The following is an 11,823-nucleotide window of genomic DNA, read 5'->3' as shown; positions in this document are numbered from 1 at the left end:
TATTTAATAACATAATCAAATGAAAACAAAATTACTTTTATTACTTTTTGTAGTTACCATAAGTTTTGGTCAACAAAGAACATGCGGAACTGACGCTTACATGGAAAAAATGTTGTCTAATCCTGAATTGAAACAACAATATTTAGATTTGCAAAAACAATTTGAAAGCGAATTAGAAAGACTAACTAATGCCCAACAAAAAAGAAATGGTTCATCCATACTTAGTACAAATGTTACATTAAGAATTCCGGTTGCTGTACATTATCCTTCAGTAGTCAATTCTAGTTCTGAAACCGTAAAAAGCTGTTTACGATTATTGGCGCAAAAACAAGTAGCCATTTTAAATGCAGATTATAACGCTACCAATTCAGATGTTTCGTTATGGTCAGCTGCTAGCGCTTCTTATCCTGGCGTAAATATTGGGAATATGGATGTTTCTTGGGAAATAGCCACTCAAAATCATCCATCGAGTTCTGGTTTATCAAATGGGACGTTAGCAGTAACTTTTGGAACGCATTTCTTATCTGGTGCGGATAGTGATTTTGAATGGGCGGGTTATTGTAATTTAGTTGTTAGAAATATTAGCGGTGGAATTTTAGGCTATTCTCCTTTAGGCGGTTCACCTTCTCAGGGTATGACTGTTGTTATTGATAATAATGCTTTTGGAGCTACTATGACGGGTACACCAACGAGCTGTACAGGATATGTTCCTTCTGCGCCTTATAATAAGGGAAGAACTTTAACTCATGAGTTAGGGCACTTTTTTAATTTATATCATACTTTTCAAGGTTGCGGCGGATCCAACTGCGCTACAACTGGAGATCGAGTTTGTGATACACCAGCTGCTGATACACCTTGGTATGATTGTGGAGAGCCTGGAATTATTTTTACAAATTGTGGTACCACGCAGTTAACCATGAATTATATGGATTATGTATCTGATGTTTGTATGTATATGTTTACCGCTGGGCAAGCCACTAGAATGATGGCTTGGTATAACACAATTTCTTCTCAGTTACAAACAAATGTTTTAGCTAATAATGATTTTGTAAAAAATAATTTTTCTATTTCACCAAACCCTAATAAAGGTATATTTTCAATACAATTATCTGAAGTTACAGATAATTACTCGGTTATAATTATTGATGCTTTAGGAAGAGAAATTTTTAATGCAGAATATAATCAGACATCAGATTTAGTTCAAAATATACAGCTTGAAAACGCTCTAAGCGGTATGTATTTTGTAACAATTCAAAGTAAAGGCGCACAAATCACTAAAAAAATAATTATAGAGTAATTCTATAATATTAATAATTTTTAAAAAACAGTTGAGAGTTTACTTTTAACTGTTTTTTATTAAATAATAATAAAATCATCAAAAATATATTTTCGTAAATAAAAAATGGTTAGAAAATTGTAACATTTTTTCAATTTATCGACTACTATTAATATTAATTAACTTTATCTAAAATTAGAATGAAAAAAATTATTTTATCCTTAGTTGCTGGAATTATGCTTATGCCAATGAGCGTTAAAGCAGATGAAGGTATGTGGTTTTTAATGTTCATTGAACGTTTAAATCACCGCGATATGCAAAAAATGGGTTTACAATTAACCCCACAAGAAATTTACAGTATTAACAATCACAGTTTAAAAGATGCTATCGTGCAGTTTAACGGAGGTTGTACAGCAGAATTAATTTCAAAAGATGGTTTAGTTTTAACCAATCACCACTGTGGATATGATGCGATAGCGGAATTATCTACTGCAGAAAAAAATTATTTAAAAGAAGGATATTGGGCGGCAAATAGAAAAGAAGAATTAAAACCTTCCAGCTTATTTGTGCGTTTCTTCGTTCGAATGGACGATTGCTCAAAAAGAATTTTAGCAGTAGTAACGCCAGGAATGAGCGAAGCGGAAAGAGAAAAAGCAATCAATCAAGAAATTGCTAAAATTGAAAAGGAAAACAATGAAGGTGGAAAGTATACCGTTTCGGTACGTCCATTTTTCCAAGGAAATGAATATTACTATTTCGTATATCAAGATTATAAAGATGTTCGTTTAGTAGGTACGCCTCCAGAAAGTTTAGGTAAATTTGGTGGAGATACAGACAACTGGGAATGGCCTCGTCATACAGCGGATTTTTCGATGTTTAGAATTTATGCTGACGCTAACGGAAATCCTGCAGAATATTCAGCGAATAATGTTCCTTTACAACCAAAACATCACTTACCAGTTAACTTAAGTGGTGTAAAAGAAAATGATTTTGCAATGATTTTAGGTTATCCTGGTCGTACAAATCGTTGGATGCCAGCTGGTGGAATTGAGCAAAATGTAAAATTTGCTTACCCTGCTTGGGTGGAAGGTTCTAAAACTGGAATGGACAATATGAAAAAATATATGGTTCAATCTGATGCCTTAAATTTAGTGTATGCTTCTAAGTTTGCAGGCGTTGCGAATTACTGGAAAAACCGTCAAGGTATGATTGATGCGTTAACTAAATTTGGAACAGCGAAATCTAAAGCTACTCAAGAAGCTAAATTTAATACTTGGGCCAATAAACCAGCAAATAAAGCTAAATACGGTACTGTTGTAGCTACAATAAATAAATATTATGATATGACGAATGAAAAATCACGTCATGATAATTATTTACAACAGTTATTTAGAACGTCTGCTTTTGGAACTATTAGCAGATCTTTAGGAAGACAATTAGAAATGTATACTAAAGCAGATGCTGCTAAACGTGCTGAAATGGCGCCAGCTATTGAAGAAATGGCAAATGAAATGTTTAAGGAATTATACCTTCCTGCAGAAAAAGATATTTTAGCAGCTCAATTAAGTTTATATGCTAAAAAAGCGGGTTATACTTTAGCACCAATGGTTGAAAAATTAGCTAAAGATAATAACGGTAATTTTACCAAATATGTAAATGCTGCTTTCGATTTAAGTATTTTTACTTCTAAAGAAAAAATCAAAGCGTTCTTAGATTTACCAAGTGAAGCTATGATTACAAATGATCCATTATATGTTTTATCAAATGATTTAACAACACATTTTGGTAAAAGAAGTGACGAGTTAATGAAAGCGCAAAACGATTTCGGAGCTTCTTTCCGTTTATTAGTAGAAGGTTTAAGAGAATCTAAAATTGGGACTACTTTATATCCAGATGCCAATTCAACATTACGTTTAACATACGGTAAAGTTCGTTCGTTACCAACTGATAAAAGAAACGATGCGTCTGTAAATAACTACACTACTTTATCTGGTCAAGTTAAAAAATACAAAAAAGGGGATTTAGAATTTGATTTACCTACAAAAGTATTAGACATGAATGCTAAAAAAGAATACGGTCGTTATGCAGATAAAGATGGTTCTTTACACGTTTGTTTCTTAACTGATAATGATATCACTGGTGGAAATTCTGGTTCTCCAGTATTAAACGGAAAAGGGGAATTAATCGGTTTGGCTTTTGATGGAAACATTGAAGCTATGGCTGGAGATGTTATTTTCGATCAAAAGTTACAAAGAACAATTAACGTTGACATTCGTTATGTACTTTGGGTAATCGAAAATTTCTCAGGTGCAAAACACATTGTAGATGAAATGACTTTAGTAAAATAATTTACATAAGTATACAAATAAAAAAGAGTCTCGAGAAATCGGGACTCTTTTTTTGTTATATTTTTACAAATTATCTATTTCCTCTTGAACCATTTCCCAATCCTCAAGAAGTTTGTCTAATTCTGCTTTTTTCTTGTTGTATGCAGTAAAAAAAGAACCGTTTTCCAAGTGCTTGTCGTAATTAGAAGCCAATTCTTTATCGTCGTTTTGAATATCAATTTCTAATTGTTTAATTTGACTTTCAATTTTAGATAATCTATTTTGTAACGATTTGTTTTTCTTTTGGTCTTCGTAAGAAGTTTTAGCATTTTGATTTACAGAATCATCTTTTTTCTCAATATCCTTTTTTTCCACTTCACGCATGTTTTCTAGATTGCGTTGTTCTAAGAAATAATTGATATCGCCTAAGTATTCTTTAATTTTTTGATCTTTAAATTCATACACTAAATTAGACATGTCTTGTAAAAAATCTCTATCGTGAGAAACGAGTAGGAGCGTGCCTTCATATTTTTGAAGTGCGGCTTTTAATACATTTTTCGATTTAATATCTAAGTGATTTGTAGGCTCATCCATTACCAAAACGTTAATGGGTTGCAAGAGTAATTTACACAAAGCCAATCGATTTCTTTCCCCTCCAGAGAGTACTTTTACTTTTTTTTCCACATCATCACCGCGAAACAAAAACGAGCCCAACATGTCTCTAACTTTTGCTCTATTGGTGTCCGTTGCGGCATCTTCCATGGTTTGTAATAATGTAATTTCTCCATCTAAATACTCTGCCTGATTTTGAGCAAAATAACCCACTTGAACATTATGACCTAATTTTATGGAACCTTCAAACTCAAATTCGTTCACAATGGCTTTTATAAAAGTCGATTTTCCTTGACCATTCTGACCTACAAATGCAATTTTACTTCCGCGTTCCACTAAAAGTGAAATGTCTTTTAAAATCGTATTATCGCCATAGGCTTTTGTTACGTGTTCGGCTTCGATAACTACTTTTCCAGGCACTTTTGAAACGGGAAACGAAATATTCATCACGGAATTGTCGTCTTCATCCACTTCAATGCGTTCTACTTTATCTAATTTTTTAATTAAAGATTGCGCCATAGAGGCTTTAGAAGCTTTGGCTCGAAATTTTTCAATTAATTTTTCGGTTTCTTCAATTTTCTTGGCTTGATTTTTTTGTGTTGCCAATTGTTTTTCACGAATTTCATGACGTAATTCTAAATATTGCGAATAAGGTTTATTAAAATCGTAGGCTTTTCCTAATGAAATTTCTATCGTACGATTCGTAACATTGTCTAAAAACATTTTATCGTGCGATACAATAACCACAACTCCAGGATAATTTCTTAAAAAACTTTCCAACCAAATGATACTTTCTATGTCCAAGTGATTGGTAGGCTCATCTAATAAGAGAATATCGTTGGCTTGAAGCAATAGTTTTGCTAATTCGATACGCATGCGCCAACCACCTGAAAACGTTTCTGTTTGGTTGTTAAAAACGTCTCTTTTAAATCCTAAGCCTAATAATATTTTTTCTGTATCTCCTACATAATTATAACCTCCTAAAAGTTCAAATCTATGCGTGTAATCAGATAAATCTTCTATAATTTGAGAATAAGCCTCACTTTCATAATCGGTTCTTGTTACTAATTGATGATTGATTTCTTCTAGCTTTTTCTCTACTTCTTTAATATCTGTAAACGCTTGATACGCTTCTTCTAAAACCGTTCTTCCAGCTTCAAAATCGATATCTTGGCGTAAAAATCCAATTCTTACTTCTTTTTCGGTTGCAATTTGTCCCGAATCGGGTTTAAAATCACCAGCTAAAATTTTTAACATAGTCGATTTTCCGGCTCCATTTTTACCTACTAAACCCACTCTGTCTCCAGCGCCCATTCTAAAAGTAACTTCTTCAAATAAATACGTTCCACCAAAGGAAACGGAAAGATTATGTATATTCAGCATGTTTTTTTCTAATAAGGTGCAAAAGTACTATACTTATTCTACCTTTACATCAAAATTAGTAAAATGTTTGGTAAAGGATCTAAAATTTATGCAATGGTTGTTGGTTGTTGCCCAAAATGTCATGAAGAAAGCATGTATTTAGACGCAAACCCTTTTAATGTTATGAAAATTTACGCCATGCACGAAAAGTGTTCGCACTGTAAACTGGTATATCAAATTGAGCCTTCTTTCTTTTTTGGTGCCATGTTTGTGAGTTATGGACTTGGTGTTTTGATTGGAATAATTACCTTTTTACTTTCGTATTTAGTATTTCAAGCCAATTTAAAAACAGCTTTTATTTCAATAGTTGTCGCTTTAATTTTAAGTAATACTCTAATTATGAGGTGGTCCAGAAATATTTGGATTAATATTTTTGTTCATTTTGATAAAAATTGGAAAGAAAAACTATCCAAATAACTTTTTGTATATTCTTTCTATAGAAATTTCATTGTCTAATGGAATTCCATTTTCAATATATTGAAATAATTTATCTGACAAGTAGGGTGCGAAAAGTACGCCTCTGGTTCCCATACCATTTAAAATAAATAGGTTGTTGTGTTTGTAGTGTTTTCCTAAAAGTGGTCTTCTGTCTTTTACGGTTGGGCGAACACCTGCTAAATGTTCGATGATTTCAAAATTACAATTTAGTAGTTCTTTTAAATTTGTAACTAATTCAAATTTAGCTTCTTCTGTTTTTTGGTTGGTTTTATCTTGCCAATTATAGGTGGCGCCTACTTTATATAAATTGTTTCCTAAAGGTAATATCCAAATGCTGGAATTTATTATTTCTTTTAACTTTAGATTTTCGGATTTAATAATCAATAGTTCCCCCTTGGTTCCATCAAGTGGTAAGTTGTTAAAATAGGGGTTGTTATGTAGTCCAAATCCTTCAGCAAAAACAATTTGTTTGGCTCGAATGTTTTTATATTGTATAAAATTTTCTTCTATGCTTATTTTTGAATACGCAAAGGTTTCTTCATTATACATAGAATTAGAAAGTAAATAGTGAGTATAAGTTTCTTTCAATTTTTTAGTATCTAAAAAACCAGTATGATTTACTTTTCCGAACTTATAATTACTTATTACGGATTTGCTATTTAAAGTTTCCAATTCACTACTTAAATAATTGGAGAGAGTAGTTTTGTCCGAGGCTGCAAACCAATTATTTTGTTCTTCAATGTTATTCAGTTTGCGCAATAATGGAATTTCATAAAGAAATGTAGTGTGTAGTTTTACTTCTAACTTTTTATAAAATGGAATGGAAATTGCTAATTGCGCTTCTGCTTCCCAAATTTTTGTAAATCGTTTTAAGATAATTGGATTGTATAAACCACCCGCTATTATAGTTGAATTTTGAGAGGTATCATTTAGCACGATAATTTTTTTATGGCGTAACAAACACGTTTCTGCAAAACAAATTCCTGCTAAACCGGAACCAACAATAAGATAATCAACTTCCATTTTGTTTTAATATAGTGCCGCAAATTTACTTAAAATTGTAATGCTGTTTTAGTTATTTGGATAAAAAAAAACTCTTACCGAAGCAAGAGTTTTTTGTATTTTGATTGGAGAAATATTTTTATTAGTAATTCCACATATCTAATTCGAAATTACGTATTTTTTCTTTTACTCTTTCTGATTCTAATAATTGCATTTGAGAGTTTTCTTTCATGTAGTCTTTTATCTCTCTATCACCATATACATTTTCTTCCAAGTAAATTACCGCATTAAAACGACGTGCATTTAACAAATGGTCAAACGTAAATGGCATGGCCGAGTTTTTCTCATTAAATGCTTTTGCGGCATGTAACACATCTCTTGAAGCTGGAAAATAAATCCAAAACAACTCAATAGGAGCGTCATTTTTATTTTCTTCTTTATTCATTGTATATACGTCTGGTACTAAAGGACAAATACCTTGTAATCTGTATTTTAATTCCCCTTGACGTTTGTCAAAATACCAGAAACCTTTGATTTTATATCCTTTAACATGAAAGGCATCAATAGTTTGCTTAGTAATAAATTCTTCTGAAATTTTTTCACCAGCCGCTAATTGTTCAATACCAGCATCTGAGGTATCAATAAAAACTCTAGCTTTTTGAATATCATCAAACGTCTTTTTTACAGTAAAATACCCTGAATCGTATACTTCAGTAATTTTACCATCATCAATTCCCTTCATTAGTACTTCAAAAAGTGGTTTTCTTTCTGAACCTAAATCTTTAGAATCGTCAACTGGATAATACATTGGGTAATTTACTCTTTGGTCCACATCAATAAGTTCCCAAACGGTTTTTCCCATAAACACATCTCTATCACCTATGTAGCCATAAGGTAAAGGTTTGTCATTATCTGCATTTTTCTCTGCTTCGGTTTTTTTACCGATTTCTGCAGGTGTTTTTGCATTTAGTAAATTAGATTGTGCAAACGAAAGTGTGCTCAAACTAAATACTACTACTAATAAAAAATTTCTCCAATTCATTTTTTTATTTTATTTAAATTATTGTACTTCGAATGTACAAGGCGAAACATTTTTAGCAGGTTGGTTAATACCAACATACTTAACTTTTATTTCAGATATACTAACTACATCACCTCTACCTGCTTTTTTGATTGCTGAGATGGCTTGCCCATTCATTCTGTTTCCTTGAACTACAATCGTTGGTTGTCCAGGAACTTTAACATTAAATTGAGTTACATTTATTGTTACTGGGAAATCAAAATCTTCTAAAGCTGCAGAAATAGTACATACTTCTAAGTTAGATTTTGGTCCTTTAGCTGAAACCTCACCTCTAATTTTACCAGTAGGAGCAGGGATACCTTTAATTCTAAATGTTTGTTTACTTGAAAAGGTTCCACCGCCGTTAGGTAAAGTAGCAGAAACATTAATTGTTACTTCTTTACCTTGTCCTGGGTTTAAAACATATTGTCCAGGTTTTCCTGAAGATCTCATCCCAGGCGCACTTGCTTTAACATCACTTGAAGGAATACCTGGAACAGATACCGAAATTGGGTTATCTACCCCTCTGTAAACTACATTCATTTTATCAGCAGAAACAATAGCTTGATTTGGTTTTGGTACCACCACGTAGTTACCTTTAATTGGTAATGGAATTATTTTTCCATTTTCTTCAAAGTTGAAAGAACCATTAATTTCTTTTTCACCTACACTTCCAGCACTAAAAGAGAATTTAGCTTGACCCGCTTCCGCTTTTAGAGATTGACCATTTACAATTACAGATTTTGCAACTAAATTTGGATCAAATTTTCCTAATATAATTTTACCAGTTACAGTTTCTCCTTGGAAGAAAGCGGTTTTGTCTGGAACTACAATAGGTTGGTATGCTGTTAAAGAGGCTGCTGCAACTAAGTCAGATTGGAACATACCGCTAATGATATCACTTTCAGTAGTTTTAATATCTGCTTGAATTTGTGATAATTTAGTAATAGAGGCAATTAAAGGAAATCCTTTATAGTTGTAATCCAACCAAGGCACATTTCCGTCTTCTGTTTTTACTTTATTTGTAGCAAATCTTTTTTCAATTTTTTTCATTTCAGCTTCTACAATAGAGCTTCCACCCGTTGCTTTAATTTGAGCTGAGAACGTGCTAAATTTATTTAAAAATTCAGTACCTTTAGCTGATGGTCTATCACCAGAAAACCAGTATTCATCAATTATATCACCTTTATCCATTGCTTCGAAATTAAGACTTCCATCTTCTTTTCTTTCAACGTCTTTAGTGAATTGTGTTTTTAATCCTTCTACATAGCTGTAGAATTCTTTACATAATAATCTGATTTTATCAACTTTAGCTTTTTTATCACCATATTGTTTTGGTTGATCTTGCGCTTTTTGAGCTAACTGATCGAAAGCTGATTGATTTCTTGCTTCTGCAATACCATTTGATTCTGTGATTTTGTCATTTAAGATACCAAAAGCCGATAATACTTCTTTTGACATATTCATTGCTAACATTGCCACAAAAACCAAATACATCAGATTAACCATCTTCTGTCTAGGGGTAAGTTTTCCTCCTGCCATTTTTTTCTAATTAGTTTAGTTAATTAATTTGTTTAATTTATTTGATAAAACTAATTATCCTTTGTTTTGCATTGCAGTTAACATACCACCATATACCGCATTTAATGAAGATATGTTTGATGTCATAGATTGCATTTGCTCTTTTAATTTAGATGCATTTTCTGCAATTTCTGCATTAGCATCCGCATTTTTCTGAGCCCCATCAATTTGTGCTTTGTATAAGTTGTTTAACGCTTCTAATGAAGTAGCTGCGCTAACCATTTGTTCTGCATATTTTGTTTGAGAAGCAATAGCATCAACTGTTGGAGCGATACCTTTAGCAGCACCTTCAAAGTTTTTAATACTATTTCCTAAGCTTGTCATTAATTCTCCATCAATTTTAGCTTCTTTTAATAAATTGTCTAATTTTTGAGATAATAGACCTTGAGCTTCTTCCGGGTTTTCTTTTTTTCCTGATTTTGGTTTAGCGTCTCCACCAGCTAATTCTGGGTAAACTAAAGACCAATCTAAATCATTTTCAGGTGTTTCAAAAGCAGATAAACCAAAAATAAATGCCTCAGTTCCTAATCCAACGATTAGCATTATTCCTGCGAAAGGCCAGTGCATTAATTTGAAAAGTGCTCCAAGGATTACTACTGCTGCTCCCATACCGTAAGCGAAATTCATTGCTTTTTTGCTTAAAATTGCCATAATTTAAAATTTTAGTTAGTTAAGTTATAATTATTTAGTTTAGTTAAATTTTTATTTATTATTTTTTGATTCCTGTTGCATCCGTTCCCATATAATCTTGTACCGTTCTGAAACCAATATAGCTTCTTGCTGAATCCGCATATTCAAAATCACGTGTTGAAACTTGTAAGAAGAAAGCTACGTCTTTCCATGATCCACCACGAATTACTTTTCTTTGATTTGCTTTATCAGAAACATTTGGATTCATTGATGAAACGAATTCGTAAGCACCAGCATCATAAGAAGAATCGGTCCATTCTGAAACGTTTCCTGCCATGTTGTATAAGTTGAAATCATTTGGCTCATACGATTTTGCTTCTACAGTATATAAAGCACCATCAGCAGCATAATCTCCTCTCATAGGTTTGAAATTGGCTAAGAAACAACCACGGTCGTTTTTAGCATAAGGTCCACCCCAAGGGTATGTACCTGATTCAATTCCGCCTCTTGCGGCATATTCCCATTCTGCTTCAGTAGGTAAACGGAAAGAATTTACTTGGTCTCTACCTTTTTGTTTTTTCACATATGAGTTTTTATACATGGTTCTCCAAGCACAAAATGCTTTTGCTTGATCCCAAGATACACCCACAACTGGATAGTCTCCATAAGCTTGGTGCCAAAAATAGCTATTGTGCATTGGCTCGTTATATGAATACGCAAAATCTTTAATCCACACGGTTGTATCTGGATATATTTCTAAAGGCTTTGCATCTTCATAAAAGTTTTTACGGCCTTTTTTCTTTACTGCTTTGTTTAAATCAACTTGATTGTATTTGAACTTTAATTTACTTACATCTATCGTTTTTAACCCATTAAACGATTCTGATTCTGGTAAATACATAGAATCCATTACTTCAACATAATCTGCATCTGGATATTTTGAAGTTTCTTTAATCAATTTTACTTTTTTGTTTGTTTTTCTATTAGCATAAAGATCTGAATCTGTACCTACACTATAATAATTTTCGTACATATATTTGTCATATGCTGTCATTTTAGCTGGATCGGCATCCGCAAAAGCAAAGTCTCCAATACTTCCTGTTCCTTTTCCTCCTGCAGCTGGTTTTACACCAGATTCTTCTGCTTGTATGGCCAATCTTGTTCTAATAGTAGAATCTTTAACCCATTCTACGAACTGACGGTACTCGCTATTTGTAATTTCCGTTTCATCCATGTAAAATGAAGTCACAGTAACTGTTTTAGTGGGCGCATCTTGTACGTTGGCAACATCATCATCTGACTTACCCATGATGAATGCACCGCCAGGTATAAGTGACATACCAAAAGGTTTTTCTGAAAACCATTTTTTTCCTTTAACTCCTACCAGTTCACCTTTATCGCCTTTTCCACAGCTAGTTAATAGAGCTAAGGCTGCCGATAATACTAAAAACTTTTTCATATTAATTGGGTTATAA

9 protein-coding genes are annotated in these 11,823 nt (G+C 32.6%); 3 read left to right on the top strand and 6 right to left on the bottom strand.

The annotated features are described in order from the left end of the window. Positions 1-19: 19 nt before the first annotated feature. Together ABWP60_RS06680 and ABWP60_RS06675 are read left to right on the top strand one after the other, a co-directional pair. Positions 20-1,297 carry a zinc-dependent metalloprotease gene (locus tag ABWP60_RS06680; RefSeq protein WP_353150299.1) on the top strand — a complete coding sequence of 426 codons (1,278 nt, stop codon included), beginning with the start codon at positions 20-22 and terminating at the stop codon, positions 1,295-1,297. 179 nt (positions 1,298-1,476) lie between these two features. Next, positions 1,477-3,624, top strand: a complete 2,148-nt coding sequence (locus ABWP60_RS06675; protein ID WP_353150296.1) for a S46 family peptidase — start codon at positions 1,477-1,479, stop codon at positions 3,622-3,624. 63 nt (positions 3,625-3,687) lie between these two features. On the opposite strand, the gene ABWP60_RS06670 is transcribed toward ABWP60_RS06675, so the two are convergent. Further along, positions 3,688-5,598 (bottom strand): ABC-F family ATP-binding cassette domain-containing protein, encoded by a 1,911-nt coding sequence (locus ABWP60_RS06670; protein WP_353150293.1) that lies wholly within the window; start codon positions 5,596-5,598, stop codon positions 3,688-3,690. A 63-nt stretch (positions 5,599-5,661) separates the two neighbouring features. On the opposite strand from ABWP60_RS06670, the gene ABWP60_RS06665 reads away from it, so the two are divergent. Beyond that, the gene (locus tag ABWP60_RS06665) at positions 5,662-6,054 is read left to right on the top strand and encodes a DUF983 domain-containing protein (protein ID WP_353150291.1); all 393 of its coding nucleotides are present in this window, start codon (positions 5,662-5,664) and stop codon (positions 6,052-6,054) included. Here ABWP60_RS06665 and ABWP60_RS06660 read toward each other — a convergent pair. The 5 genes from ABWP60_RS06660 to porK all read right to left on the bottom strand — a co-directional run bounded on the left by ABWP60_RS06660 (position 6,043) and on the right by porK (position 11,807). Beyond that, positions 6,043-7,098: an NAD(P)/FAD-dependent oxidoreductase gene (locus tag ABWP60_RS06660; protein WP_353150288.1), complete on the bottom strand. Its 1,056-nt coding sequence runs from the start codon at positions 7,096-7,098 to the stop codon at positions 6,043-6,045. The two genes, ABWP60_RS06665 and ABWP60_RS06660, sit on opposite strands and share 12 nt — an antisense overlap. Positions 7,099-7,219: 121 nt before the next feature. Further along, positions 7,220-8,119, bottom strand: a complete 900-nt coding sequence (gene porN / locus ABWP60_RS06655; RefSeq protein WP_353150285.1) for a type IX secretion system ring subunit PorN/GldN — start codon at positions 8,117-8,119, stop codon at positions 7,220-7,222. Between the two features lie 18 nt (positions 8,120-8,137). After that, the gene (gene porM / locus ABWP60_RS06650) at positions 8,138-9,679 is read right to left on the bottom strand and encodes a type IX secretion system motor protein PorM/GldM (protein WP_353150282.1); all 1,542 of its coding nucleotides are present in this window, start codon (positions 9,677-9,679) and stop codon (positions 8,138-8,140) included. Between the two features lie 54 nt (positions 9,680-9,733). Then, entirely contained in the window at positions 9,734-10,369 is a 636-nt protein-coding gene (gene porL, locus ABWP60_RS06645) for a type IX secretion system motor protein PorL/GldL (RefSeq protein ID WP_353150280.1), read from the bottom strand. Positions 10,370-10,427: 58 nt separating this feature from the next. Further along, positions 10,428-11,807 carry a T9SS ring complex lipoprotein PorK/GldK gene (gene porK, locus ABWP60_RS06640; RefSeq protein WP_353150277.1) on the bottom strand — a complete coding sequence of 460 codons (1,380 nt, stop codon included), beginning with the start codon at positions 11,805-11,807 and terminating at the stop codon, positions 10,428-10,430. Positions 11,808-11,823: the final 16 nt, after the last annotated feature.

The organism is Flavobacterium sp., assembly GCF_040402895.1.
Lineage (GTDB): Bacteria > Bacteroidota > Bacteroidia > Flavobacteriales > Flavobacteriaceae > Flavobacterium.
This window is presented reverse-complemented; position numbering and strand designations above follow the sequence as displayed.

Bases quoted from the DNA above. Each gene is read 5' to 3' on its own strand.
- ABWP60_RS06680 (WP_353150299.1), top strand. From the start codon at position 20: ATGAAAACAAAATTACTTTTATTACTTTTTGTAGTTACCATAAGTTTT.
- ABWP60_RS06675 (WP_353150296.1), top strand. From the start codon at position 1,477: ATGAAAAAAATTATTTTATCCTTAGTTGCTGGAATTATGCTTATGCCA.
- ABWP60_RS06670 (WP_353150293.1), bottom strand. From the start codon at position 5,598: ATGCTGAATATACATAATCTTTCCGTTTCCTTTGGTGGAACGTATTTA.
- ABWP60_RS06665 (WP_353150291.1), top strand. From the start codon at position 5,662: ATGTTTGGTAAAGGATCTAAAATTTATGCAATGGTTGTTGGTTGTTGC.
- ABWP60_RS06660 (WP_353150288.1), bottom strand. From the start codon at position 7,098: ATGGAAGTTGATTATCTTATTGTTGGTTCCGGTTTAGCAGGAATTTGT.
- porN (WP_353150285.1), bottom strand. From the start codon at position 8,119: ATGAATTGGAGAAATTTTTTATTAGTAGTAGTATTTAGTTTGAGCACA.
- porM (WP_353150282.1), bottom strand. From the start codon at position 9,679: ATGGCAGGAGGAAAACTTACCCCTAGACAGAAGATGGTTAATCTGATG.
- porL (WP_353150280.1), bottom strand. From the start codon at position 10,369: ATGGCAATTTTAAGCAAAAAAGCAATGAATTTCGCTTACGGTATGGGA.
- porK (WP_353150277.1), bottom strand. From the start codon at position 11,807: ATGAAAAAGTTTTTAGTATTATCGGCAGCCTTAGCTCTATTAACTAGC.